General features: G+C 60.0%; 21 protein-coding genes and 1 pseudogene. 17 read left to right on the top strand and 5 right to left on the bottom strand.

The window, feature by feature from the left end:
* The first annotated feature begins 262 nt into the window (after positions 1 to 262).
* The 8 genes and pseudogenes from ACYU8T_RS02450 to ACYU8T_RS02415 all read left to right on the top strand — a co-directional run.
* Positions 263 to 532, top strand: coding sequence for a helix-turn-helix transcriptional regulator (locus ACYU8T_RS02450; RefSeq protein ID WP_196226472.1), 270 nt, complete (start codon positions 263 to 265; stop codon positions 530 to 532).
* A 2-nt stretch (positions 533 to 534) separates the two neighbouring features.
* Entirely contained in the window at positions 535 to 1,404 is an 870-nt protein-coding gene (locus ACYU8T_RS02445) for a replication initiator protein A (RefSeq protein WP_461158409.1), read from the top strand.
* The gene (locus ACYU8T_RS02440) at positions 1,401 to 2,198 is read left to right on the top strand and encodes a DUF2840 domain-containing protein (RefSeq protein ID WP_461158408.1); all 798 of its coding nucleotides are present in this window, start codon (positions 1,401 to 1,403) and stop codon (positions 2,196 to 2,198) included. The genes ACYU8T_RS02445 and ACYU8T_RS02440 overlap by 4 nt, the downstream gene beginning before the upstream one ends.
* 20 nt (positions 2,199 to 2,218) lie before the next feature.
* Positions 2,219 to 2,740 carry a S26 family signal peptidase gene (locus ACYU8T_RS02435; RefSeq protein WP_461158407.1) on the top strand — a complete coding sequence of 174 codons (522 nt, stop codon included), beginning with the start codon at positions 2,219 to 2,221 and terminating at the stop codon, positions 2,738 to 2,740.
* The gene (locus ACYU8T_RS02430; RefSeq protein WP_461158406.1) at positions 2,737 to 3,429 is read left to right on the top strand and encodes a lytic transglycosylase domain-containing protein; all 693 of its coding nucleotides are present in this window, start codon (positions 2,737 to 2,739) and stop codon (positions 3,427 to 3,429) included. The genes ACYU8T_RS02435 and ACYU8T_RS02430 overlap by 4 nt, the downstream gene beginning before the upstream one ends.
* An 822-nt stretch (positions 3,430 to 4,251) precedes the next feature.
* On the top strand, positions 4,252 to 4,791 hold the full coding sequence (locus ACYU8T_RS02425) for a phytanoyl-CoA dioxygenase family protein (protein WP_461158405.1): 540 nt from the start codon (positions 4,252 to 4,254) through the stop codon (positions 4,789 to 4,791).
* A gap of 12 nt (positions 4,792 to 4,803) precedes the next feature.
* Positions 4,804 to 5,400, top strand: coding sequence for a GntR family transcriptional regulator (locus ACYU8T_RS02420; RefSeq protein ID WP_461158404.1), 597 nt, complete (start codon positions 4,804 to 4,806; stop codon positions 5,398 to 5,400).
* 97 nt (positions 5,401 to 5,497) lie between these two features.
* Positions 5,498 to 5,776 (top strand): annotated as a pseudogene (locus tag ACYU8T_RS02415) (tyrosine-type recombinase/integrase); the annotation flags it as partial.
* A gap of 171 nt (positions 5,777 to 5,947) precedes the next feature.
* Here the strand turns inward: ACYU8T_RS02415 and ACYU8T_RS02410 are convergent.
* The 5 genes from ACYU8T_RS02410 to ACYU8T_RS02390 form a co-directional block, all read right to left on the bottom strand.
* Positions 5,948 to 6,928, bottom strand: coding sequence for an NAD(P)H-dependent flavin oxidoreductase (locus ACYU8T_RS02410; protein WP_461159723.1), 981 nt, complete (start codon positions 6,926 to 6,928; stop codon positions 5,948 to 5,950).
* Positions 6,925 to 8,136, bottom strand: a complete 1,212-nt coding sequence (locus ACYU8T_RS02405) for an MFS transporter (protein ID WP_247232625.1) — start codon at positions 8,134 to 8,136, stop codon at positions 6,925 to 6,927. Before ACYU8T_RS02405 ends, ACYU8T_RS02410 begins: the two co-directional genes overlap by 4 nt.
* A 94-nt stretch (positions 8,137 to 8,230) precedes the next feature.
* Positions 8,231 to 9,289 (bottom strand): NAD(P)-dependent alcohol dehydrogenase, encoded by a 1,059-nt coding sequence (locus tag ACYU8T_RS02400; protein ID WP_461158403.1) that lies wholly within the window; start codon positions 9,287 to 9,289, stop codon positions 8,231 to 8,233.
* A gap of 8 nt (positions 9,290 to 9,297) precedes the next feature.
* On the bottom strand, positions 9,298 to 12,849 hold the full coding sequence (gene car, locus ACYU8T_RS02395) for a carboxylic acid reductase (RefSeq protein WP_461158402.1): 3,552 nt from the start codon (positions 12,847 to 12,849) through the stop codon (positions 9,298 to 9,300).
* 349 nt (positions 12,850 to 13,198) lie between these two features.
* Entirely contained in the window at positions 13,199 to 13,882 is a 684-nt protein-coding gene (locus tag ACYU8T_RS02390; protein WP_461158401.1) for a TetR/AcrR family transcriptional regulator, read from the bottom strand.
* A gap of 467 nt (positions 13,883 to 14,349) precedes the next feature.
* Between ACYU8T_RS02390 and ACYU8T_RS02385 the strand changes: the two genes are divergently transcribed.
* From ACYU8T_RS02385 to tnpC, 9 genes are all read left to right on the top strand, one after another.
* The gene (locus ACYU8T_RS02385; RefSeq protein ID WP_461158400.1) at positions 14,350 to 16,812 is read left to right on the top strand and encodes a TonB-dependent receptor; all 2,463 of its coding nucleotides are present in this window, start codon (positions 14,350 to 14,352) and stop codon (positions 16,810 to 16,812) included.
* 364 nt (positions 16,813 to 17,176) lie between these two features.
* Complete coding sequence (locus ACYU8T_RS02380) at positions 17,177 to 18,124, top strand: LysR family transcriptional regulator (RefSeq protein ID WP_461158399.1); 948 nt, start codon at positions 17,177 to 17,179, stop codon at positions 18,122 to 18,124.
* 471 nt (positions 18,125 to 18,595) lie between these two features.
* The gene (locus tag ACYU8T_RS02375; RefSeq protein ID WP_461158398.1) at positions 18,596 to 19,675 is read left to right on the top strand and encodes an oxidoreductase; all 1,080 of its coding nucleotides are present in this window, start codon (positions 18,596 to 18,598) and stop codon (positions 19,673 to 19,675) included.
* Positions 19,676 to 20,276: 601 nt separating this feature from the next.
* Positions 20,277 to 21,086 carry an SDR family NAD(P)-dependent oxidoreductase gene (locus ACYU8T_RS02370; protein WP_461158397.1) on the top strand — a complete coding sequence of 270 codons (810 nt, stop codon included), beginning with the start codon at positions 20,277 to 20,279 and terminating at the stop codon, positions 21,084 to 21,086.
* A 68-nt stretch (positions 21,087 to 21,154) separates the two neighbouring features.
* A complete protein-coding gene (locus ACYU8T_RS02365; RefSeq protein WP_461158396.1) occupies positions 21,155 to 22,003 on the top strand; it encodes an SDR family NAD(P)-dependent oxidoreductase in 849 nt (282 codons plus the stop codon).
* Positions 22,004 to 22,177: 174 nt separating this feature from the next.
* On the top strand, positions 22,178 to 22,384 hold the full coding sequence (locus ACYU8T_RS02360) for a hypothetical protein (protein WP_247232649.1): 207 nt from the start codon (positions 22,178 to 22,180) through the stop codon (positions 22,382 to 22,384).
* 149 nt (positions 22,385 to 22,533) lie between these two features.
* Positions 22,534 to 22,917 carry an IS66-like element accessory protein TnpA gene (gene tnpA / locus ACYU8T_RS02355; protein ID WP_461158395.1) on the top strand — a complete coding sequence of 128 codons (384 nt, stop codon included), beginning with the start codon at positions 22,534 to 22,536 and terminating at the stop codon, positions 22,915 to 22,917.
* The gene (gene tnpB, locus ACYU8T_RS02350) at positions 22,914 to 23,261 is read left to right on the top strand and encodes an IS66 family insertion sequence element accessory protein TnpB (protein ID WP_011950829.1); all 348 of its coding nucleotides are present in this window, start codon (positions 22,914 to 22,916) and stop codon (positions 23,259 to 23,261) included. The genes tnpA and tnpB overlap by 4 nt, the downstream gene beginning before the upstream one ends.
* A 61-nt stretch (positions 23,262 to 23,322) precedes the next feature.
* Positions 23,323 to 24,876, top strand: a complete 1,554-nt coding sequence (gene tnpC / locus ACYU8T_RS02345; protein ID WP_461158394.1) for an IS66 family transposase — start codon at positions 23,323 to 23,325, stop codon at positions 24,874 to 24,876.
* The last annotated feature ends 267 nt before the right edge of the window (positions 24,877 to 25,143 follow it).

Raw genomic sequence — 25,143 nt, 5'->3', positions numbered from 1 at the left:
GGCGGCGTTCTGTCGCCACGCGCACAGCGCCCTTCCCCCAGCCGGTGAACGCTCGGGGCCGCGCTATAACGGCCATCTTTACCGTCTTCCCGGAATGAGCTCTCCCTTGCAAGCGCCGCCCCCCAATGACGGCCGCATCCCTGGCCTTCCTCCCCCCAGAAAGCGGAACAATCATCCCCAAAGTCCGGGAGTTCCGCCCCTCCAGCGATTGTCCAATCTGTCCGGCACCAACCGCGAGCGGCCCATGCTGCTCATGCCCTTGATGGAGCCGCCGATGGATCCCGTACGCCCCCGCTATTTGCGGACGCCCGATGCTGCCGTGCATCTCGGCCTCTCCGCCCGCACCCTTGAGAAGCATCGTTGCTACGGCACCGGTCCCATCTATCGGAAGCTCGGCGGCCGCATCGTCTACGCCCTTGCCGACCTCGATGCCTGGGCCGAGGTCGGGACACGCCGGTCCACCTCCGATCCCGGCGCCGGAACGATCCACCCGGCGAGGCGAATGCGCAGCGATGGTCCGGTGCGGCGCTGACCATGACTGTCACCGCGCCCCGCGCCCGCCAGCTCAAGCTGTTCCATCCCGGTCCCGGCGACATCGCGCCGCGCGACGCGCAGGATCTCATGTCCTGGCCCTTTTTCAGCCTGGCCAAGCGGAAACGAACCGCGCCCATCCGCTTCACCATGGGCAAAACATGGATCGATGTGGAAGCGACCCATGAGCATGGCATGGCGACCATCTGGGACGCCGATATCCTCATCTGGGCCGCAAGCCAGATCGTCGAAGCCCGCGACATGGGACGCCCGACCTCGCGACTGATGGCCGCAACGCCGCACGAAATCCTGCGGTTCATCCGGCGCAGCGCCGGGGGCGACCATTATGGCCGCCTGAAGGCGGCGCTCGATCGGCTGCAATCCACATCCGTCGCAACCTCCATCCGGCAAAGCGATGGCCGCCGACGGCATCGATTTTCATGGATCAACGAGTGGAAGGAGCGTCTCGACGCCTCCGGCCGCCCGGTCGGCATCGAACTGATCCTACCTGACTGGTTCTATGCCGGCATCCTCGATCGGGCGCTGATCCTCACCATCGATCCTGCCTATTTTTCGCTGACCGGCGGCCTGGAGCGATGGCTCTACCGCATCGTACGCAAGCATGGCGGTCGGCAACTCAACGGCTGGAGCTTCGATGTCGCCCATCTGTATCTCAAATCGGGCATGCTCGAACCCAGGCGGCATTTCGCTTTTCGCCTCCGCCGTATCGTCACAGCGCAACCGCTCCCCGGTTACCGGCTCACCCTGGAAACCCTGCAGGGGCGGGAACGGCTGCACTTCGTGGCTGAACCAGTCGATCCGATCCGACAGGCCATGCGGCGAGTCCGGCAGGACCGGAGGTCCAGAGCATGAACGGCGTCGGCCTTTTGGAAACGCCGGAACTCGGCCTAAGGGAAACGCGAAGCTCGGCCGATTGGAAACATGTTTTCCGCGCGACTCGCGGAAAAACGGCTGCTGCCGAGTGGCTTAACCATGCTAATAGTAGGATCAACCGATCCTTTCTAACCGCTTGGGCGGCGCTTGAAGCAGCACGGACCGGCCTCGCACGGCGCGACCGCTCCCTCTTTCCGATGCCGATGAACAGCGCCACGTGGCGTCCATCCGTCAAACGGCGCGCGCGCGTAAAAGGCGGCCGCCCATTGTTCGCAAGCGGCAGTAACGTCGCTGGCCACGGCGAGCCTCTGACCCGCGTCCAGCTGCAATGGATCGAGGGCCGGATCGAAGACGAGCTGCTCTTCGGCCGGCCCCTGGATGAGGCTGTCGCCGATCGACAGGATCATTTCGTGAGCTTTCCACCAGGCGAGTACGTGGCGCTGAGCCGCCGCACGCTGGACCGACGCGGCACATCGATATCGCGCCTCGACATCTTCCTGACCGTCCGCGCGGGTGAAGCCTATACCACGATTCCGCATGTGCTGCCGGGCGGCGCAATTCTGCTCAGCGTTCGGGGCTGGACCAAGGTCGCCGCCGTGCTCGAAGCCATTGCCGCGATTAGAAGCCTTGGCATCGATCCGCGGAGCGCCGCGCCCGATCACTGGCGTCATGTGCACAATCGGCTTGCCGCCGACCTGCCGCCACGCCTCTATTCGCGCGAACGCCACGCCGCCTTTGTCGGCCGCTCCACAGCGATGGAGCGATCGCGATGAAGGCGCGCTCCATTCTTATCATGACCGCTTTGGCGGCGCTTGGTCCGGCCTCTTCGCTGCTCTTCGACATTGCTCCGCGCCTCGCATGGAATGCGAGCGCGAGCGCACCCACGGGCTTCTACCGCATTCACCCCGGCCGTACGCCGCGCCTCTCCGACATGATATTCATCACGCCGCCTGCGCCGCTCGCCACATGGATGGCGCGCCGCCATTATCTGCCGCTGGGCGTACCGCTGCTCAAGCATGTAAGGGCTCTGCCCGGCCAGACGATATGCCGGTCCGGCGCTACCGTCTGGATCGAGGGAAAGGCCGTCGCGCGCGCTCTGGAGACCGATCGCTTCGGTCGGCCCCTGCCGGTGTGGACAGGGTGCCATCGCATGAGGCGGGGACAGATATTCCTCCTGAACGCCGAGGCCCCCGACAGCCTCGACAGCCGCTATTTCGGACCTATCGGCAGCGACGGCCTCATAGGCACCGCGACGCCATTACTCACTTGGCCGAGCAGGATCGGCGCTGGAGCATGGAGCCGAGCCACGTCATGAGGCTGCACCTAACAGGCGCTCGCGCTGTCGCCACTTTGCTCATTCTTCTGCCGCAGTCATCGCCCTCCAGCGCCACCGAGCCGCCATGTCGCGACAGCGCTAGCCTGTCCCGCTTGCGCACCCATGTTGCCGAAGCGGCGACACGCTCGGCTTTGCCGGAGCGCTGGATCTGGGCCGTCATGGACCAGGAAAGCCGCTGCAACCCTTCCGCCGTCTCGCCCGCCGGTGCCATCGGCCTCATGCAGATCATGCCGGGAACCTGGCGCGCGCTGCGCGCCCGCTACGGTCTTGGAACTGATCCCTTTGATCCGCGCGACAACATATTGGCAGGCGCTGCCTATCTGCGTGAGATGCTGGACCGCTATGGTCCAAACGGCATGCTCGCCGCCTATAATGCGGGGCCTGGCCGCTATGAACAATGGCTGCGGATGGGGCGCCCCCTTCCCGCAGAGACCCGCGACTATGTCGCTCGGCTCTCTCCCCACATCGCCACCCAAGAGCTGCCTGCGCGCGCAAGGAGCACGCCCGACTGGCGCCAGTCCGTGCTATTCGCGCGCGGTGGGGCGGCGGCCGGATCGACGAGCGCTGACGAGCCGGGGCCTGCTTCGCCCTTCCCCTACCCGACCACGCTCTCGCGCGAAGCCCCCGGGCATGGCCTCTTTGTCGCTGTGGGGAGCAGGCGGCCATGAGGGAGAAAAGCGCATGGCGAGATAAAAGGGGTGACGTCACACCCCTGCTAAATGGTTGTCAGACAGGGATTTTCCGCGACGCCCCTTCCCTGCCGGCAGCGTCGGGAGGATCCGTTTTCCCAGCATTTTCAATGATGAAGGCGACGTCACCGGCCGCCCAGCCCAGAAACTGCCTCCGATGACCAGGGACGACCACAGCTTTCGTCCCCGCCTTTCGGGACCACGCGACAGCGGAGCCCGGCCCCTCTCCTTCATGGGCGAGGTCCGCCGTGCGGCGGCAAAGGCAGGCTTTCTGCCCAAGGGACGTGCGGGCAGCGGCACCGGCTGGACTGGGCGGGGCGCCCGCGCCGGTCTCCCCTCCCGCGCGAACCCCCATGCGCGGCGGGTCATCATCAAGGCACGGATCGTCCGCCACAAAGGTCTTCGGTTCCGCGCCGCACCCATGAGCCGTCACCTCTCCTACCTTCAGCGCGAGGGGGTGAGCCAGGAGGGGCAGGAGCCAGACATGTTCGATGCGACGGGCGACGGCGTCGACACCAAGGCCTTTGCGCAGCGCTGCGCCGAAGACCGGCACCATTTTCGCTTCATCCTCTCACCCGAAGATGCCGCTGAAATGGACGACCTGCGCGGCTTCACCAGGGACCTGATGGCGGACGTCGCAAGCGACCTCGACACCAGACTGGACTGGATCGCGATCGATCATTGGAACACCGATAATCCCCATGTCCACATCCTGCTGCGAGGCGTCGCCGAAGACGGCACCGACCTCGTGATCAACCGCAGTTACATCCGCGAGGACAGGTTCCGCACCGCGATCACGACATGTGGCAAGGCGAAAAAGGGAAGCACGAATATCTGGTCAACGTCATCTGGCCGCTTTCGCCCTTCACGAGGGAGAATGGCGGCACGGAATTCTACCCGCGCAGCCATGGCGCGCACGGGATAACGCAAAGTCACCCCGCCCCGCCGGTCATAGCTGAATGCCTTCCCGGATCAGCAATCTGTTTTCTGGGGTCCACCCTTCACGGTGCCGGCGCCAATGTCAGCTCGGCTGCGCGACGAGCAGTCATATTCGGTTATTCGCTCGGATGGCTCAAGCCCTATGAAAATCTCTGGCTTGCCTATCCACCTGAAGTCGCCCGGACTTTCAGCATCGAGCTGGCGGGTTTGGCGGGCTATGCTCAACATCGACCCAACCTGGGGAATTATGAGGGGCGCTGTCCTTCCCTCTTGTTGAGCGACGACGTCTCCCCTCTTCCTGGCGCCATTGACGCCCTGCGGCCCGACCAGGAGATGATGGTTGAGGATATTCTCGCAAGACAACGCAGTGGAGAGGTTCGGCCATGGCTGCATATCCCTTGAGCCCGATTCCCGATGAGCCCAGCGCCTGTTCTTGAGCGAGTCTATCGAGCGTTGAAAGCAAAATTGCGCGCAGGGCAGTATCCCATGGGATATCGCTTGGAGGCTTCACGCATCGCCGATGAACTACATGCCAGCATCACGCCTGTGAGAGACGTCCTCAACCGCCTTGCCGGAGAACGGCTTGTCCAAGTCTCCCCGGGTGACGGCTTCTCCGTACCGACGCTTGATGAAGCAACCATCCGGGACCTCTTGGGATGGAACGGCCATATCGTTCTTCAAGTGCTACGGTCGAATTTGCCACCGAGGAAGGAAGCGAGCCGTCTAAGCGATCCGATGAATATAGCGGAGCAGACAGCAGATCTTTTCTATCGGATAGCTGGGCGGGAGGAAAATCGGGAGTTCATTGCCGCCATTACCTCAAACAATGATCGCCTTGCGCCGCTCCGCGCAGTCGAAGACAGGATCTTCAGCGATGTCACCCATGAGCTCACGATGCTAGAGGATGCTTTTGCCCTAAGCGACAGTAAGCCTCTGGCATCGCTCGTGCGAGCTTATCATCGCCGTCGCAAGTTGAAGGTCAGCCGGTATCTCCAATTGCTAAAGCGCTGACGGACTCTAGGTTACATACCCAAAAATGGGATTTCCAACGGGCGTGATTTCTGATTCAGTTTCGCGATGAAGGGAGAGTGACAGTGGCGCGTTTTTAGGGGGCTGCCTGGAGAATTATGCCTTCCCGAGCCGCACGGATCACGCGACCCATATGAGCACCCGCCAGCATGCCCGCCTAGTGGATCAGTGGGTCACAGGCGCCGGCCTGCCAAGCAAGGATTATGGCACGCACTCGCTGAGGAGGACGAAGGCATCGATCATCTACAAAGCCACCGGAAATCTGCGCGCGGTCCAGATCTTGCTTGGGCATACGAAGATTGAAAGCACCGTCAGCTATCACGGAGTCGATGGGGAGGACGCCTTGATCCCGGCGGAGGCACCGGACTCTGAACTCGGATCTGGCACGCGCTATTACTTGCCATTCGGTAGGCGGTTTCTTGTTCCCCCAAACCGCTCGTCCGTTCGGTTTCGGAGACAGACCAGTTCGGCGTCAGCGGCAGCACGCCGTCATCTTCGGGGTCGTAGCGGATCGTATTATAGCCCATGCTCATGCCTCCCCGGTCAGCTCCACGGCGCGGCCCAGCGCCTCGCGGCATTCATCCACGATGCGCTCGATCAATTCGGCGCAAGTAGGAATGTCGTCCATCAGCCCGATGCCGAGCCCGGCCCAGACCAGCCCGCCATCCACTTCGCCGCTTTCCAGCGCCGCGCGCCCTCGCGCGCCTGCCACAAGCGGCCGGATGTCCTCGAATGTCGCGCCAGGCTCCCGTTCCTTGACGTTCACCTCCTCGGCAACGGCATTGCGGAACACACGCGCCGTGTTGCGCAGTTGGCGGAAGATCAGCGTCGTGTCGCGCTCCGTACCCTGCACCACCGCCTGCTTGATGGCTTCGTGGATCGGCGCTTCCTTGGTCAGCATGAACCGGGTGCCCATAGTCACGCCTTCAGCGCCCAGAGCCAGCGCCGCCGCCATGCTGCGCCCGGTAGCCATGCCGCCTGCCGCCAGGATCGGAATGTCCAGCGCACGCGCAGCCGCGGGGATCAGCACCATGCACGGAATATCGTCCTCCCCCGGATGACCCGCCGCTTCGAACCCGTCGATCGACACGGCATCGACCCCTGCGCGCTGAGCCGACAGCGCATGACGGACGGCAGTGCATTTGTGGACGATCTTGACGCCTGCCTGCTTGAAACGCGCGATGAACTCGGCCGGACTGCGCCCGGCTGTCTCGACCACGCCCACGCCCGATCCCGCAATGACTTCGGCATAGGCCTCGTAGGGAACAGGCTGAGCGGTCGGCAAAATGGTCAGGTTCACGCCGAACGGCTTGTCGGTCATGGTCCGGCACCGCTCGATCTCGGCCGCCAGCGCCTCGGGCGTCGGTTGCGTCAGCGCCGTCAGGATACCCAGACCGCCGGCATTGGACACCGCCGACGCAAGCTCGGCGCGGCCCACCCACTGCATGCCACCCTGGATGATAGGATAGCGCGTGCCGGTAAGCTCGGTGATTCGCGTCTTCATTATCAGGCTCGGCTGCCGCGCATTGCTCTACCGATCCAGGCGAAGTTCATAGCCGCCCCGAAGGACAGCGCCATCAGCAGCAACATTGCCAGATGATAATTGTTCATCGTATCGCGAAGCCATCCTGCAACCGGAGCGCCGAAGGTAAACGGCAGGGTGAAAGCACCCAGAAAGCCAACCACGCGAGGAAACGCCGCAATCCCGAAGAGTTGAGCGACAAGAACTGTAACCAGCGGAAAAATAGCGGCGCCCGATATGCCCATGATGATCATCGCCAGGGCGAGCGCGGGGAACCAGCCACTCATCGAGATCACCACCCAACTGGCTGTCAATCCGGCACCTGCAACACTCAGCGTCCGCGAAGCTCCGAATTTGTCGCAAGCCAGTCCTGCCAGGATGGACCCAAAGATGCTCGCAAGACCCTTGATGGACAGGAGCAGCGCCGCGGAGGAGGCGGCCACGCCGTATTCGGTTGCTATGGCGACAATATGTGCCGAACCGGTGATGGTGCTTGCCTGAAGCACACCTTCTCCGACCAAGATCGCCCAAAATAATGGCTGCGACAGAATAGCAGGCCTTGAAGCCGGATTTTCCGCCACATGTTCTGGTTGCGCGCATTCAGGCGGCTCCGAAACCCCCAGAAGGACCGGCAGAAGACAAATGTGCAGCCCCGCGAGCGCAAGGAACAACGCCGGCAGACCAAATCGCTGCATCATTATCGAGCCAAGCAACGGGATTACCGTTACAAACAGCGGAATATAGGCGATCCCAACCGCTCGCCCACGCGCGTGCGGATGCCAGTTGCCCGCAAGAATACTAGGCGGCAGACCTCCGAGCAGCGAAGCGCCCGGACCAATTGCCAGGGTGCAGATGACAAGCGTGGCTTCAATCGACTGAACAAGGGCAAGCAGAACATAGCCTGTCACCGACAGCGCAAGGCCGAGCATCATCGTGCTGCGCAGGCCGATGCGGGAAATCAATCCTGCCACAAGCGGTCCCAGCCCGCTCATCGCCAGCACGGTCAGCGCAAGAACCATCGCGGCCATGCCCCGCGTCGTATCGAAACGGTCCTGGATCGCTAATATGCTGACGGCGAACCCACCAAATGCGGAGCCTGTGGCCACATTCTGGGCAAGGAACGCCCGAACAAGCATCCTGCGCGCTTTGCGTCTGTCCGGGTCTGCGGCGGCGCGGCGCTGCGCAAGACTGCTCATATCGTGGCGATCCCCGATGAATGTATAGCGAGAAGTCGAACGTGCCCGCCGGACCAAGCCCGGCGCGCTGATACGTTATCGACGACCACTCCCTTTATGATTTCCGCAGCGATGCGTTATCGATGACGAAGCGGTAGTGGACGTCGCCCTTTTCCATACGTTCATAGGCGGCGTTGATGTCCTGGATCTCGATCATCTCGACATCGCAGGTGATGCCGTTGGCAGCGCAGAAGTCGAGCATCTCCTGGGTTTCCGCGATGCCGCCGACATTGGAGCTGGCGACGGACTTGCGGCCCATCATCAGCGGCACATTGTGGAGCGGCGGATCGATCGCGCCGAGCAGTCCCAGGAGGATGAGCGTGCCGTTCCACGCCAGGGTGGCGACATAGGGATTGACGTCGTGCGCGTTGGGGACGGTGTCGAGGATATAGTCGAAGCTGTTGGCTGCTGCCGCCATCTGCGCCTCGTCGGTGGAGAGCACGACATGGTCAGCGCCCAGGCGCCGCGCTTCCTGCTCCTTGTCGGGACTGCGGGTGAACAGGGTCACCTCCGCGCCCATCGCCTTGGCGAACTTGAGCCCCATATGGCCGAGGCCGCCCAGGCCCACCACCGCCACCTTGTGCCCCGGGCTGACCTTCCAGTGGCGCAGCGGCGAGTAGGTGGTGATGCCCGCGCACAGCAGCGGCGCTGCGGATTTGGCGTCCATGCCCTCGGGAATGCGCACCGTGAACTTGTCCGATACGATGATATTTTCAGAATAGCCGCCATAGGACGGCATGCCGTCATGCCGATCCATGAACCCGTAGGTCGGCGTTGCATATTCCACGCAATAGGGCTCTTCGCCCTCATGGCATGGCTTGCACTTCTGGCAGGAGTCCACATAGCAGCCGACCCCGACCATGTCGCCCGGCTGGAACTTGCTGACCTCGCTGCCGACCGCTGTTACCCGGCCGACGATCTCATGGCCAGGAACGGTGGGATAGATGGTGTATCCCGCATGATTGCGGGCATGGTGAAGATCGGAATGGCACACGCCGCAATAGAGGATGTCGATCGCCACGTCGTCGGCACGCAGGTCCCGGCGGGTGAAGGAGAAGGGCTCCAGATCGGTGTCTGCGCTCTGCGCTGCATAGGCTTTGGTCATGTTGGTCATGGCTTTTTCTAAAGTCCCTGGATGAGGCCATGCCGCGAAAGGTCGGCCAGATATTTGACGATAAGAGGGCGAGACAGGTGGGGCACATCCTTTGCCGTGCCCACCTCATGCGCGATCACGTCGGCACGGAAGCGTGCCGAAGGCACCGATGTCCCGAACTCGCCGGGCATCTGATATTGCAGCTGGTGCAGCAGCGGCAGGGAGCTTTGCTGCCTTATGCCGTCGGGCAGCGCGCGCAGCGCCGTGCCGAAGCGGTCCAGCCAGTCGGCATAGTCCTCTATCCGCTGCACCGGATATCCCGCCGCGTCGATCCAGTCGACGAAGCTGTCGAGCGAGATGCCGTCATCATGGGAGTTGATGACATGATAGGTGCGGTATCCGCTCGTCGCCTTCGCGCCCAGGCCAGCGATGGCCTCAGCCGTGAAGTCCACCGGTAGTCCTGGATAATGGGGCTTTGCCGTACCGCTGTAGAAGGATCGCGGCGCCAGCCCCGTCGCCACGATGCTCATGATGAGGCGGGTGAACATGTCGGGGACATTGAGCTGCCCCTCGTAGCGGCTGTGCGCCAGGATCATGTCGGAGCGGAAGGTCGCGACCGGCAAGCCGAAGCGGTCATGCGCATCGCGCAACAGCACCTCTGCGGCCCATTTGCTGTTGGCATAGCCATCGGCATAGCCTTCGCTCGACAGCGGGCGGACCGGTGATGTCATGCGGACATCGGCATCCTCGTCGATCATCGCGCCCTCCGGCGTATGCGCCGCTGCGATGGTTGAGACATTGTTGATGGGCTTTAGCCGGTGCGTGATCGCGAGGCGGATGACCTCGGCCGTGCCGACCACATTGGGGCCGAACAGCTGCTGATAAGTCAGGACATGGTTCACCAGCGCGGCCGGATGGACGATCAGGTCGACGCTTTGCGCCAGCCTTTCCCAATCGACGTCGGCAAGGCCAAGCTGCGGTTCACCTAGGTCGCCTGCCAGAACTTCCAGATGATCCTTGGCAAGCTGGTCAAAGCGGCTTTTGAGTTGCGGATCGCTGTTGAACACCGCGGCGATGCGCTGGCGTGCAGCCTCGCCATCCTGGCCCCGGGCAATGCACAGCAGCTTGCCACCCACCGCTGCCATGCGCTCAAGCCATTCCAGGCAGAGGAACCGCCCCAGATAGCCGTTCGCGCCGGTGAGGAACACTGTTCGGACGTCGCTCGCAGGCGGCAGAGCGTCCCGCGCCGCCTCCAGCACGGCGCCGTCGATGAAGCGATCCAGGGTCAGCTCGCTTGCGCGGATCTCCTTGGCTCCCGGCCCATGCACTGAAGCAAAGGTCGGCCCCTTGGCACCGCTGCTTCGCCCCCGTTCGATGAACTGGGCGACATCCTGCATGCTTCCGGCAGGACTGTTGATGACCGAGACCGGTACATCCACGCCATACACTTCTTCAAGCAGCAAGGAACAGGACACCGCCGAAAGAGAGTCGCCCCCAAGGTCTGCAAAACTCATCCGCTTCGATAGGTCGACATCCTCAAGGCCTAGCGTCGCCTTCACCGCGCGGGCAACCGTTTCCAGTACGGGCAGGTCCTTGCCTTCCCGGCGCAGCGTCTCAAGTTCGTCCTGCTGGCTCGCCGCGATCCGGTCGTAGACCGCTTCGAGCGCGGCGGTGTAGCGCTCCTTGAACTTGGGTCGCTGATATTTGCCGATGCCTGCCAGCAGACCGTTCTCGGCACTGAAGGGTTCCTGCTCAACGATGAAGTCGCGTGGCACCTCATAGGGTTGCAGCTGTTCGGCGCGCGCTATGGTCTGGATCGCCTCGCGCAGGGCATGTTTGATGGCGGCCGGATCATCAGCGATGCCCATCTGCTGTAGCGTCGCTGCATTGGGCACGAACACGCCCACCAGGAAGGCGCGCTCGCTGGTTCCGTAGAGATAGACCTGCTTGATCAGCGGATCGCCATTGGTGAAGATCGCCTCCAGCCGAGCGATCGCGACGAACTCGCCCTGGGCGAGCTTGAGCACATTGTTGCGGCGATCGACATAGACCAGATGGTCCGGCGCGATCTCCTGCATGATGTCGCCGGTCTTGTAATAACCTTCTTCGTCGAACACTGCGGCGGTGGCATCGGGGCGCTTGTAATAGCCCAGCATGATACTCGACGTCTTGATGCGCAGCTCGCCGCGCGGATAGGGCTTGTCGGTCCTGAAGTAGCCAAGCTCAGGTACGTCATCGAGCTTATAGTCCAAGACCGGCGGGCGCTGAATGCGGTTGTCGGCCAGGACGGCGGCGACTTCGGTCGCGCCATAATTATTGCCAAGCTTGTAGCCCAGGCACTCTTCCATGAACTGCAACACTTCAGGGGCAAGCGGGGCCGAGGCGAAGGACGCGACCAGCAACCGCCCGCCCAAGACCACGTCGCGCGTCTCGCGCAGCAGCTCGGCCTTGACCGCATCCATGTCCGCGCCGGGCACCGAGCGCCGTTCCAGCGCGACCTGATAGTGCTGGTAAATCATCTCGCACACGCGCGGCACCAGCATCATGTAGGTTGGGCGGCAGATGCGCAGGTCGTCGAACAGTTCCGACAGGTCCTTCTTGCCCGTGAAATAGCCGATCCCGCCAAGGCCCAGCAGCGAGAAGACGATGCTGCGCCCCGATGTATGGTTCATCGGCATGTAGATGAGGTTGATCATCGGCATGGGCGAATCGACCAGCCACAACTGCTTGATCATCCGCTCAGGCAGCATCGCGCCCTTGGGCAGGCCGGTGCTGCCCGAGGTATAATAGATGGTGCTCAGCCGCTCGCCATCGGCCTTCTCGAACAAAGGCGCGGGCGGCAGGACCCTGCCCTTTGCCAGAGCATCGTCCAGCGTGACCAGCAGATGCGCGAGCCCCGCCTCGGCAAGCTTTGCACGGGCCGCTTCGAACCGCTCGCGCTCGTCATCGACCTGCGGATGATAGTCGAACAACAGCAATCCGCGCGGGCGATGGCCCTGGATGACCAGTTGGACCGCGGTCTCGATATATTCCAGGCTGACCGCCAGCCAGCTGGGCGCCACCTCGTTGAAGATGGACAGCGACTGCTGCAGCGCCCCATTGGCCTGGAGCGGAACAAGGACGGCGCCATTGTGAATGCCCGCAAGATCAACCGTGACGAAATCCACACTGCCAAAGGCCAGGATGCACAGGAAATGGTCGGCCTTGAGCGGCTGCCCGGCACCGTCATGCCAAAAGGCCGCCAGATGCCGCGCCCGCTCCCAGAGCGTGGCATAGCTCGTGGTCTCAAAATGCTTCTGGATCTCACGCGTGGCGCGGCCCGTTGCCGGATCGACCTTCAACGCCACCGCCCGCTCGGCCAACGCCGCGCGATCGGCATAACCCTCCATGCAGGTCGCCACGATCCGTGCAAAACCCATCCCGCTGACACGCTTGGCTGTGTTGATCAGCGGGTCCGGAAGTGCAGCAGAAACCTGCGTGTCGGTCTCGATCAAAAACTTGAGACGATCCGCAATGTCTGCTGCATAGTCCTCAACAGATACCGTATATTGCGCGCGGTCCAGCTTGTCCTGAATACCCATATCACCTCTCGATTTTTATCTTAATGCGGACAATGATTATATTGCCCTGAACATTTATCTTCGGATCATCTTGCCTCGAATTTTCCACTTTTGGTTTGGTAATCCGGATGATCCTACATGCAGCAAGTCAGCCGCGCGAATTCATTGTCCGCTTCGGCTTCATGCTATAAATTGCTTCTTTCACAGCAGGCGATGCTCTGCCGCAATAGCATGACGACAATATTTGGTAATCACCAAGTTTTGTCAATGGCGATTTTTTGAGAAAGACCGGTTTCGCGCGCGCAAGCAGACGCAAGGCGTTGAAAAACCTCGCGCGACCTTCCTGCTTATACCGCGGTCTCCCGTCGGTTTATATATTCCGGGACTTGATCGGAGCGGGAGGCAAATTCGCTATTTCCGCCGGCGTGATCGTCTTCGCCAGGTCGACCAGACCCTTGATCGCAATATTCTTCACGCCGGGCATGCAGGACGCCCACGGCCGGTTATAGCCTGAAAACATCGTCATGCCATCGACCGCACCATAGATGAATATGGCGACCACTGCGGCGTCATCATGACTTAGTGCCGGATTCAGTTGCTCAACCATTCCGGTAATCAGGCGGTGAACATGGCGATGCAGCGCTTCCAGCCGGTCAGCCACGACCTGATTGTGGTTCGCCATCGCCCAAAGCTCAGTGAACAGATGCGCCGTCTGTTTCGTGCTGACATCATCCAGGATGTGCGCGATCAGCCGGGCCAACCCGTCCCCGGCGAGGAAATCAGGCTGCTCCATAGCCCATTTGACCTGCTTTTCACCGGCGATCAGGATCTCATCCAGCAGAACCTCGACCAGCATTTCCTTGCGAGGAAAATGGTGGTTCACATGCCCCACCTTCAAACCGCATTCCGTAGCGATGCGCTGAAGCGTAAAGGCGCCCGCGCCTTCCTCCACCAACACATGCAACGCAGCCTTGAGGATCGCGTCTACCGTCTCGGCTCCGCGCGAATAGACGCCAGGCTTCCGACGTCTGGCTGTTTTCAGGTCATCGTTCATCGGTCGCCTATATCTGTCGCCAAGCGGCGATCAGCAAGCGAAACCGACGCGAGGCAACGCGGGAGAGCTATTATATAATCCCGGAAAAAGCAGGCTGTTAAGGCGCTTATCGGCAATTCAGCTGCACTTCTCAACCGCACTCTCCTCCCCGCCACCCCATACCCGAATTTTCCTGATTGACAAAACCTTGTCAATCTCCAAGTATTCGAAGCCAGTCCAGCATGGCAGCATGTCGTTGGACGAGGATGACAGGCGGGTCCCGAATTTTCGGGAATTTTCTGAATGTGAGGGCGCCTCCTAAGTCGACAAGCGCTTCTGAAAAAGAGGCAGATCAGACCGGACGCGGTCAATCGAAGTAAGGGCCAGATGTTCATTCGTATCGGATGGGCCTGCCTTTGCTACACCATAAGAACTGGGCTCACACCAGCATAATGACGCAGAATAATAATCTATAAAGGGGAAGAATCATGACTATGCGACATTTGACTTTAATCCGGGCGCTGATGGGAACAGCCGTCCTCGTCGGCTGCGCTGGAACGGCCTTTTCCCAGACATCGGCGCGACAGGATGAGCCTGCTCCGACCGCCTCAGCCAGCGGATCCGGCCTTTCGGAAATCATCGTTACAGCACGCAGGCGCGAAGAACGGCTACAGAATGTCCCGATCTCCGCGACCGCGTTCGACGCCAACTCACTGACGCAACGTAACATCTCGAATACGCAGGACCTGCTGGGGCAAGTACCCTCGCTTGTGGTCGGCGGATCGGGACAGCAGCGCAATACCGAGAATATCACGATCCGTGGCCAAGGCGCGACCTTCAACGCGGCGCCGGGCGTGGTACTCTATTCGGCTGAAGTCCCGCTGATCGCGGATCAGCGCAACAACGCCCAGAATGGCGGCGGCCTCAACTATTACGACCTCGCCAGCCTGCAGGTCCTGCGCGGACCGCAAGGCACGCTGTTTGGCCGTAACACGACTGGCGGCGCGGTCCTGTTCGAACCGCAGCGTCCAACCGAACGACTCGAAGGCTATGGCCAGATCCAATATGGCAATTATGATTCGATCGAGTTGCGCGGCGCGCTGAACTTGCCGATTGTCGAAGATACGCTCCTGCTGCGCGTCGCCGGCATCTATCAGAAGCGCGACGGTTTCACGCACGAAATCACCACGGACACGGACCTGGATAATCGCAATCGCTATTCCTTCCGTGCAGGTTTGACCTGGCGCATGGCGCCCGGCATCGAAAATTATCTCCTCGCGACCGTGGGCCGCGTCCAGGAACATGGCACGGGAACGGTGCTTAATGCCGTCCCAGGCGGCGTTGATCCTCAAACGGGGCTGCCATTCAGCACCTATCTCCAGCAACAGAACGGTCGCGGTATCCGGTCGGTCGCACTCAGCCCGTTGCTTTGGAGCGAACGGACACGCTATTTTTCCATCACCGACATCTTCTCGGCAGAACTTACCGATACTTTGACGTTCCGTAACATCGCCAACTATCAGCATCTGAAGAACAGCGCGCCTTTCGATGGCGATGGCTATCCTGACGATCACAGGCCTCCCTCCACACAAGGCGGTTCTTTGATCGGCGCCGATGAGATCAGTCCCGGTGGACTTTCAAAGTACAACTACTACACCGATGCACGGCAATATTCGTTTGAGCCCCAGTTTCAGGGCAAGCTCGCGGGGGAAGCGCTCAACTTCACCGTGGGCGCCTATTATGAGAGCGTGAAGCCGCTGGGCGCGCAGTTGGTTTCAGCTTTCAATCCGACCCGTCGCGGCCAGAGGACGATCAGCCAAGCCCTGTATGCACAAGGAACGCTATCCTTCGGCAGCTTGTCAGAAAGCCTTGATGGGCTGCGGCTGACCGCGGGCTATCGCTATACATGGGACAAGCTGACGGCCTTCTCGAACTTCGGGTTGCCCGATGCGCCCGTCACGAGGTCCAGTGCCAAGTTCAAGGCGCCGAACTGGACAGTCGGCCTCGATTATAATGTGAACCAGAATGTGTTGCTCTACGCAAAGGTCAGCCGGGGATACAAGACGGGCGGTGTCGGCACTTCGACCCCTGCACCTGATCTTCGTTCCTTCCAGCCGGAATTCGTAACCGCTTACGAGGGCGGCATAAAAGCCGACTGGCATGTCGGCAGCATTCCGATCCGCACGAACATCAACTATTATTACACAAGCTATAAGGATTTGCAGAGGACCGGGGGAACCGCCTATTTCTACAATGGGCAGCAGGTCTTTGGCGCGCAAACCAGCAACGCGGGCAAGGCGCACATCCAGGGGGTGGAGTTCGAGGGCGAGGTGCGGCCCGCACGCTGGCTCACGCTGTCGGGCACCTATTCCCACACCGCCGCAAAATATGATGAATATACCGCGCCATCCCTGTTTCCCGCCGGCATTCCTGCCTTTGGCCTGCCGCCCGGCTTCGATTGCGGCGTGGGTGTTCCGTTCAATGGCGCAACGGGTCAGTGCGTCCTGACCGACATCCCTTTTCAGTTCACGCCGAAAAACCAGTTCAGCATCACCGGCAGGGTCGATTTGCCGCTTGATGAATCGATTGGGAAGGTCAGCATTTCGGCAACCTATTCCTACATCGATGCGCAATATACGTCACCGTCCAAGGCACCCATTGACGAGCCGTTCGCCTATATCGGCGGCAACTGTCCCCGCGTGAATAGCGGAACCTATGCCGGGTCGGTCCGGTGCGGAGCGGGAGATGGCTATGGCTTGCTGGGACTGAACATACAGTGGCAAAATGTCGCTGGATCGAACTTCGATCTTGGCGCTTTCGCCACGAACCTGACCAATGAGAAATATATCATCAGCAGCCAGGGTGTATCCTATCAGAGCGGCTTCAACTCCTACATTTATGGCGAGCCCAGAATGTACGGCATGTCGCTTCGGTATCACTTCGGCACCTGAGCAAGCCCAGCGCAATCGCCTTCCAAACAGGCGATTGCGCTTACCTTCCCCATCGGTCCGCTGGCATCTGGGTAGGATATGTATCAGTCGCTACTGCTCCATGTCGCACTATCAGCCGCACCGTGAAGAGGGCTTGTGCATGAGGCGGCGGTGCTGCAGTCTGGCAGCAGCGATCCCGAACAGCGGCTACCTTCATTGAGGGTGCTACACGCGAACGGCAATGATGGTCGTTTGCAAGACGGCATCTCCAGAGGTGCAAAGTTTGCCTTTTGAGGGCTGTTGGCATTAGTGTGCCAACTCAATTCGCGGCCGCGCGCCCTCTAATCCAGCGTTGGAGATGCGTTTCTGGAGTTAGGAAGAGACATTGCGTGATCTGTCGGGATTGAGACTATTCGTTCTTGCAGCACAGCATAAAAGCTTTGCTGCGGCCGCACGTCAGGCTCAACTCTCCAATGCGTCTATGTCTAGGCAAATAAGTGCGCTGGAGAGAAATCTTTCCGTCAGGCTCTTCAATCGGGGAACGCGTGCTTTGACACTTACGGAGGCGGGCCGAATTTTGCTTGCTCGGTTGCTTCCAATGCTGAGTGAAATGGACGAGATATTCGATAGCGTTTCGCTACTCGAGGCAGAGCCGCGCGGTTTGCTCCGTGTTGCGATCCGTGGGTTGATTGCGTCTCAACGGGTAATCCCCGCATTGCCTGCATTTCTTGACGCTCATCCACACCTTGAGATCGATTTGCAAATTTCAACCGATGAAAACAAGGACCTCGTCACCGAGAATATCGATGTCGATATTCGTTTCGATCTTCCCGACAGTGGCGATTTGGTTGCGAAGCGTCTGGGGCCGATCACCCAGCTGGTGCTCCTGGCTTCGCCAGCTTATCTTGCCAAGCGCGCTGCTCCCATAAGCGTGAAGGATCTGTCCGAGCATTCGGCGATCCTGTACGGCGCACAGGTAGAACAACCGGTCTGGGAGTTCGCTGGCCCTGACGGTGCGACAACGCGGGTCATGCCTGTTGGGCAATTGAGCGTGGATGATGGGGGAATGAACCGCAGCGCGTTGCTCGCAGGTGTTGGCATTGGGATTATACCGCTTGAGGAGATAAAGCGGGAACTGGCAGGCGGGCGTCTGATCCGTCTATTGTCTGATCATAGGATTATTCGTCCCCGCACCGGAAACGAGGGCATATATGCTGTCTATCAGCGATCGGCGTATCAAACTGGCAAACTGCGGAGTTTCCTCGAATTTCTAGATTGTACCTTCAGGGCGTCGAGCGGGTCAGAAACAATCCCTGGTACGCCCGCTATCTGAGCAATCCGCAACTAGAGTCGTTACGCAGAATGTAACAGTCCGTTCCATGATAAGGGGCTATTGCACCAGCGCGGCAGAAGCTATCGAATGGCGACTCTGCAGCCGATATATAGTTAGATGCTCAATAGGAATTTGTTAGTTTGCAGCTTCACGATGGCTCCGATCTGACAAATAATGGAGGCACTGATAATGCAACCATCGCTGTCCGATAATGTGCGAAGCGCAATCTCACAGGTTTAAGAATTGATAGATTTTTCTTAAAGTAATTATTCAGTATATTGGTTGAAACTGGAAAATGCAGATGTCGTAATTATACTATTAGTCTCATATGATTCACTAATGGTAAATCTTAATTACGCTTTCGGGGTGGGGGCTGCCCGACGGCATCAGTGTTAGCGTGTCGCTGCAACCGACCACTCGAGACCCGCTGTTCGTGACGTGGCAGAAGTCGCAATATCGTTAGGATGAGAGATGACAGGCCTCTTCGATCCGTTTGCTTTGAAAAATCTACACCTGAAAAACCGCATCGTCATGGCACCCATGACGCGCAGCGGCTCGCCTGGCGGCATTCCGGGAAAGAGTGTCGCGCAATATTATCGTCGCCGCGCGGAGGGTGACGTCGGGCTCATCATTACTGAAGGCGTGGGCATTCGACGTCCCGGCTCTTTGAATGATGCTGGATCACCCGTGCTATATGACGATGCAGTGGAGCACTGGGCGCGTGTGGTTGAGGAAGTCCATGATGGCGGGGCGCCCATAACCGCTCAACTTTGGCATGTCGGAGCACGGCCTCGGGAGGGCTTCGGCACCCTTCCGCTTGGAGAGCCTGACAGCCCATCGGGCTTTGCCTGGCCGGGGATGGCGGTCGGCAAGCCTATGACAGAAGCCGCAATTGCAGACACGATTGCCGCTTATGCGGAGGCGGCCCGCAATGCTGTTGGTGCTGGTTTCGATGCTGTCGAAATCCACGGCGCTCACGGGTATTTGATCGACCAATTTTTCTGGAATGCGACAAATCTCCGCACAGATAGCTGGGGGGGCGTCACACTTGCGGATAGGACCGAATTTGCGGTCGCTGTTATCCGCGCCGTCCGCGACGCGGTCGGCACCGATATGGCGCTGCTGTTACGTGTTTCTCAGGACAAGTCGCCAGATGGTAGCATTCGTCTCGCCAATTCACCCCAGGAGATGGAAAGCTGGCTTGCTCCATTGGTTGAAGCCGGCATCGACATGCTCCATTGTTCTGGCATGCGTAACTGGCGGACGGAGTTTGACGGATCGGACCTCAATTTCGCTGGTTGGGCAAAGAAGCTGACGGGATTGCCGACGATTTCTGTCGGGTCTGTGGGGCTTCGGAACCCCGGTTTTGAAGGGTTCATCCCACCTGCCTCTATCGAGGACGTGCTCCGGCGCCTTGATCGCGGCGATTATGACCTGATCGCCCTTGGCCGGGCGCTGATCGTTGATCCCGCGTGGCCGCGCAAGATAAGGGAAGGACGGCTTGGTGAATTGCGGCCTTTTTCGGCTGAGGCGCTAGCTACCCTCGAATGAGGCATGAGGGAGCGATGGTTTCTAGATCTTTGACCTCTGACTCAAAGTCGAGACTGCTAACTTCCGGATCTCTGCACACCCGCTATGTTGTGGATGAGAGACGAGATCCAGATATTCCACCTCAGGCGCGTGCTTTCCATAGATGGCCGGTATTCGTGTTCTAAGAGCATTGCAGGGTGAGATAGAGTTGTTGACCTCCTTTTCTAAAAATGGGCCATGATATCTCCGCTCTGTCCAAGAACAGTCTATCTCGTCTAACCGCAATGAAGGCGCATAGTTATGAGCTTCCCGGATCATTTAATCTCGCCCGGCCCGGCAACACAGATATCGACGCGGTCATGGCCGTGTCAGCCGTCTTCAGCGGTGCGACGCCTCTCTGCTACGACCGTTATAGTTGGCCGGTTTTTATCGCAGCCCATCTGATTGTGGACGGCCATTTGGTGAAAATATAGTGATAGAATTGATCATGTAATCAACGGGCGTCCTGTGAACATGTTTAACAAGGCAGAACGGGGCTAACCATAAATCGCGGCGCGGACCTATATACCCCGATTTAACATAGTCGACCGGTCCGGCGACTGCGCGAACTGAAGGATTTAAGATGGCGGATTTACGACTTGCAGGCAAAACCGCAATTGTCACTGGCGGAGGCGATGGCATCGGACTCGGTATTGTAAAGCGTTTCGCACGTGCAGGTGCTGCGGTTATGATCGCGGAGTATAACGAGGAAAAGGGTGAGATTGCAGCTGAAGCCGTTCGTAGCGAGGGTGGCCAAGCTCAATTCATTCGGACCGACGTCACCGACCGCAGCCAGATGGAAGCAGCTGTCGATGCCACCGCAAATCGGTTCGGCAGCATCGATATTCTCGTCAATAATGCTTATAGCGGCGGAACATTTTCGCGCGCTGAAGCTATGGCTGACCAACATTTTCATCAGTCTTTCGCAATCAACGTCTTCGGCCCAAAATGGGCTATGGACCGAGCGCTCCCGCACATGAAGGCAAATGGCTGGGGTCGGATCATCAACATCTGCTCACTGAACGGCGTCAATGCACATATCGGGACCGTCGACTACAATGTTGGCAAGGAGGCATTGCGAACGCTTACGCGAACTGTCGCGCGGGAATGGGCGATGCTGGGCATTTGCGCCAACATCATCTGCCCCGCCGCAGCATCTGCCTCCTTCCGCGAGTTCGAGAGATTACAACCTAGCGCAGCATCGTCAGCATCCGCAGAAAATCCCATGGGCCGGATGGGTGATCCGGAAGCCGACATCGGCGGTGTTGCTTTGTTCCTTGCGAGTGAAGACGCACGTTATCTCACAGGAAACACTCTGTTTGCCGACGGGGGGGGGCACATCAACGGGGTAGCCTGGGCACCAGAACTGCCCCGTCCTTCAAGCGAGAACTGAACGGGTCAGGTGGATCGACCGCTACAGCGTGCGATCCCTTAAGCGCTAATTTAGACGCAGGAAAACGTATGAAGAAGGTCGCAATTGTCACTGGCGCTACCCGTGGAATCGGCAAGGTCACAGCCCTGACGCTTGCTGCGCACGGGTTCGCTGTCGTCGTCATGGGCCGTACGCAATATGCCGGCGACGGGTCAGTTGGGGTCGGTGAGCCAGTCCCTGGCAGTATTGAGGAAACTGTTGCCGCTATCGACGCTACAGGCGGCACGGCACTAGGTGTCAGGTTTGACCTGCTCGATCGAGCGTCGATCGATGCGGCGCTGGACGCAGCTATCGCACACTTTGGGCGCATCGACATCCTCGTCAATAACGCCATTTATCAAGGTCCGGGCACGATGGACCGGATCGCTGATTTCACAATGCAACAGGCCGAGGATAACTTTGCCGGTAGCCTTATAAATCAGATTTATATAAGTCGCAAAGCGATCACCTCAATGCCGCCCGGCGGGGGTCGTGTGGTTTTTGTCTCCAGTGGCGCGGCCGTGGCCGAGCCGACGCCCGGCGAGGGATTGCTTTACAGCGCCGCAAAGGCGGCACTGAATCGAGTTCCGGCATTCATCAACCTTGAGTATGCGAGTGAGGGGATTCTTGCCTTTCTTGTGGAACCGCAGTTCACACTCACTGACAGTATGCAAGCTCGCTGGGGAGATGACGCGGTTCGGGCCATCGGCGGTGGTCACCCGCCGCGCCGCCCGGAGGAGACCGCGAACACGATTGCTTGGCTATGCACGAGCCCAAATGCCGCCAGGTTTGCTAACGGGGAGATGCTTAATGCCCCTGATTTCTTCGCAATTTACGAAATTTCTGATTACGATAGCGTCATAGCGAGCGAATATCGCACGGACGATCAGGCAACGTAGGGCAGCCTCGCCTGCGCAGTTGGCTGCGGTAACAATGATCATCAAATTGCCGCCGCGAGGGCGCTTGTACGAGTTTCATACGCAGATTTTTTTCACGTCGGACCTTGTTCTGTGAATGGCTCTGTTCTGCAAGAGTAAAATGGCCTGGACTTTAAACCGTTTTGTGCCGGTCACTTGAGAGCTTCAGCCTCGTTCAAAGAGACCGTCGAGAGTGAAGCGTTCAAGCAGAAGGCGGCGCGGGTTGCGCTGACCAAGAAGGGCAGCATCATGCCGCAACCATCGAGGATAGTACCGGATTGCATTCACGAATTGCAGATTGCGATCATCGTGCATCGCCCAAGCCTTGAAGCTCGGATGACTGCCCATCTGAAGAACGATTAAATATTCTAAGACGGTAAGCGGGGTCTGGCGACCGCCTTGCGCAGCGCCCATTAGCCGGGATGATTGCCGCTCTTTAAGCGGGGTGGCCGGTGTCGGACGAGATTGAAGATTCAGCGAGCAGCGCAGCGACTACTCATACGAGCGGTCGTATGAGTAGTCGGATAGAGATCGTTAGCCGGGTGTCAGGCCGGCGGCGGTGGACGGTAGAGCAGAAGCTGGCCGTGCTGCAGGATGCATTCGGCCCGGAGGGCTGCGTGCGCGCGGCCTGTGAACGCCATGACGTCGGCAGCGGCTCGATCTACACATGGCGGCGACAGGCGATGTCCGGTGAGCTCGCCGGGGTGCGCAAGTCGATCAAGCCTGCCTTTGCGGAGGTGCAGATCAGCGATCAACTGGCCTTGCCTGGGCCAACGGTCGCAGGACGCAGCGAGGGAGTGATCGGCATCGAGCTGCCGTCTGGCATCAGGGTGAACGTGGACGCCACCGTCGATGCCGATGCCCTGTCGCGGGTGATCGGCGTCCTGACGCAATGATCCCGCTGCCGCCCTCAACGCGGATATTCCTGGCCTGCGGCGCAACAGATATGCGTAAGGGTTTTGACGGCTTGGCTGTGATGACGCAGCAAGTTCTGGAGCAGAGCCCGCATTCCGGTGCGCTGTTCGCCTTTCGAGGGAAGCGCGGTGATCTGGTAAAGCTGCTCTGGTATGACGGTCAGGGCATGTGCCTTTTCTCCAAGCGGATGGACCGAGGCCGGTTCATTTGGCCATCGACCAAGACCGGTTCGGTGGTGATGACGGCGGCCCAGCTTTCCATGCTTCTGGAAGGCATCGACTGGCGGCGGCCGGAACGCACTTTCACCCCATCACTCGCGGGCTAAAAACGCCCATTTTCCGGCGCTTTTTCTGGCATTGCGGCGTCTGTTCCGCTATAGGGTCGCGGTGTCGGACGCAGGCCTTTCCACCGCTGATAAAGACGCTCGGATCGCCGAGCTCGAAGCTGCTTTGGCGGCCGCCCATGCCGATATTTCTGCCCGAGACATCCTGATCGACACGCTGCGCGTGCAGATCGCGCGCCTCAAGCGGATGCAGTTCGGCAAGTCGTCCGAGAAGCTCGACACTCAGATCGCACAGCTTGAGCTTGCGCTCGAAGAGCTCGAAGGCGAGGCCATCGTCGCCGCCGCCCGCCGGGCCGATCCGGCAGAGGTTGATCGGCCGTCGCCTGTTCGTGCGCTGCCTGCTCATCTGCCGCGGGAGGAACAGCGGATCGAGCCCGAACAGGGCAGTTGCACCTGTCCAGATTGCGGCGGAGCGCTGCGGCCTCTGGGGCAGGATAGCGACGAGATGCTCGATGCCGTGCCAGTGCAATGGCGTGTCGTTCGGACCATCCGGCCCAAGTATAGCTGCCGGTCCTGCGAGAAGATCGTCCAGGCGCCCGTGCCGGTAAAGGCGATAGCGCGCGGCAAGGCGACCTTCGGCACGCTGGCCCACGTTGTCGTCTCCAAGTTCGACCATCATCTGCCGCTTTACCGCCAGGCCGAGATCATGGCTGCGCAGGGGGTCGAGATCGACCGATCGACACTGGCGGGCTGGGTAGGACAGGCATCCGTGCTGCTCGACCCGATCGTCAGTCGCATTCGCGAGGTGGGCCTCACCGCCTCAAAGATCCATACCGACGATACGCCTGTTCCCATGCTTGATCCGGGCCGGGGCAAGACGGCCACCGGCAGGCTTTGGGCTTACGCCGTCGATGATCGTGGCTCGGGCGCTACGACCCCCTCGCTCGTCTGGTATGAGTTCACCACCGATCGCACCGGTGCGCATCCCCAGCGTCAGCTGGCCAACTTCGCCGGCTACCTGCAGGCTGATGGTTACGCCGGTTATGACAAGCTCTACGACACGAACCGCGTCACCGAGGTTGCTTGCTGGGCGCATTTCCGGCGGAAGATATTCGACATCCACGCCACCAAGCCGACGCCGCTCACCACCGACCTGCTAGAACGCATCGGCCAACTCTATGAGATCGAGGCAGAGGTTCAAGGCCAGCAACCCGAGATCCGCCGACGAAGCCGGCACGACCGCACTCAGCCGTTGATCGATGATCTGCGGCAAGCACTTGACGATGCCCTGCGCCGCCTCTCGCCCAAGTCCGAGATGGCGAAAGCGATCGCCTATGGCCGCAAGCGCTGGGTGGCGCTCACGCGCTTCCTCGATGATGGGCGTCTGGAGATCGATAACAACATTGCGGAGCGTGCCATGCGATGCGTGGCCTTGGGCCGTAAAAACTGGCTGTTCGCCGGATCAAAGGCAGGCGGCGATCGGGCGGCGGCCATCTACTCCGTTATCGAGACCGCAAAGCTCAACGGCCTCGAACCACAGGCCTATATTGCCGACGTTATCGCCAAGATCGCCGGCAACTGGCCTGCCGCTCGCTGGGATGAACTCATGCCGTGGAATTGGCGACCAGATCAGCAACCGATCGCCGAAGCCGCCTGATCTGCGGCCTCCAGCCCACGCTTACCTAAGACGGCTCGGTAGCAAAAGCTCAACTGGATGCCCGCAGCTACGCTTGAACAGGCCTCGAGCCGTGTGTGACAACGTACTTTCACGCGATACGCGAGTGCTGTTGAGGGGAGAGGACGTCGTCTGCCAGATTCGATCAATCTTGGGCCGAAACCGACAGCTTATCGGGCGAGATCGAGCTCATGCTACGTTGATTGAACACGTCTTGGCGAACACATTCAGTTCCCGCTTTCCTACTTT

Source organism: Sphingobium sp. TomMM35A, from assembly GCF_054771735.1.
Note: the sequence above shows the minus strand (reverse complement) of the source record. Positions and strands in the feature narration are given on the sequence as shown.

What these genes read in the sequence shown, in the direction of transcription:
- ACYU8T_RS02450 (WP_196226472.1), top strand. Translation starts at nt 263, where the DNA reads ATGGAGCCGCCGATGGATCCCGTACGCCCCCGCTATTTGCGGACGCCC.
- ACYU8T_RS02445 (WP_461158409.1), top strand. Translation starts at nt 535, where the DNA reads ATGACTGTCACCGCGCCCCGCGCCCGCCAGCTCAAGCTGTTCCATCCC.
- ACYU8T_RS02440 (WP_461158408.1), top strand. Translation starts at nt 1,401, where the DNA reads ATGAACGGCGTCGGCCTTTTGGAAACGCCGGAACTCGGCCTAAGGGAA.
- ACYU8T_RS02435 (WP_461158407.1), top strand. Translation starts at nt 2,219, where the DNA reads ATGACCGCTTTGGCGGCGCTTGGTCCGGCCTCTTCGCTGCTCTTCGAC.
- ACYU8T_RS02430 (WP_461158406.1), top strand. Translation starts at nt 2,737, where the DNA reads ATGAGGCTGCACCTAACAGGCGCTCGCGCTGTCGCCACTTTGCTCATT.
- ACYU8T_RS02425 (WP_461158405.1), top strand. Translation starts at nt 4,252, where the DNA reads ATGTGGCAAGGCGAAAAAGGGAAGCACGAATATCTGGTCAACGTCATC.
- ACYU8T_RS02420 (WP_461158404.1), top strand. Translation starts at nt 4,804, where the DNA reads ATGAGCCCAGCGCCTGTTCTTGAGCGAGTCTATCGAGCGTTGAAAGCA.
- ACYU8T_RS02405 (WP_247232625.1), bottom strand. Translation starts at nt 8,136, where the DNA reads ATGAGCAGTCTTGCGCAGCGCCGCGCCGCCGCAGACCCGGACAGACGC.
- ACYU8T_RS02400 (WP_461158403.1), bottom strand. Translation starts at nt 9,289, where the DNA reads ATGACCAACATGACCAAAGCCTATGCAGCGCAGAGCGCAGACACCGAT.
- car (WP_461158402.1), bottom strand. Translation starts at nt 12,849, where the DNA reads ATGGGTATTCAGGACAAGCTGGACCGCGCGCAATATACGGTATCTGTT.
- ACYU8T_RS02390 (WP_461158401.1), bottom strand. Translation starts at nt 13,882, where the DNA reads ATGAACGATGACCTGAAAACAGCCAGACGTCGGAAGCCTGGCGTCTAT.
- ACYU8T_RS02385 (WP_461158400.1), top strand. Translation starts at nt 14,350, where the DNA reads ATGACTATGCGACATTTGACTTTAATCCGGGCGCTGATGGGAACAGCC.
- ACYU8T_RS02375 (WP_461158398.1), top strand. Translation starts at nt 18,596, where the DNA reads ATGACAGGCCTCTTCGATCCGTTTGCTTTGAAAAATCTACACCTGAAA.
- ACYU8T_RS02370 (WP_461158397.1), top strand. Translation starts at nt 20,277, where the DNA reads ATGGCGGATTTACGACTTGCAGGCAAAACCGCAATTGTCACTGGCGGA.
- ACYU8T_RS02365 (WP_461158396.1), top strand. Translation starts at nt 21,155, where the DNA reads ATGAAGAAGGTCGCAATTGTCACTGGCGCTACCCGTGGAATCGGCAAG.
- tnpA (WP_461158395.1), top strand. Translation starts at nt 22,534, where the DNA reads ATGAGTAGTCGGATAGAGATCGTTAGCCGGGTGTCAGGCCGGCGGCGG.
- tnpB (WP_011950829.1), top strand. Translation starts at nt 22,914, where the DNA reads ATGATCCCGCTGCCGCCCTCAACGCGGATATTCCTGGCCTGCGGCGCA.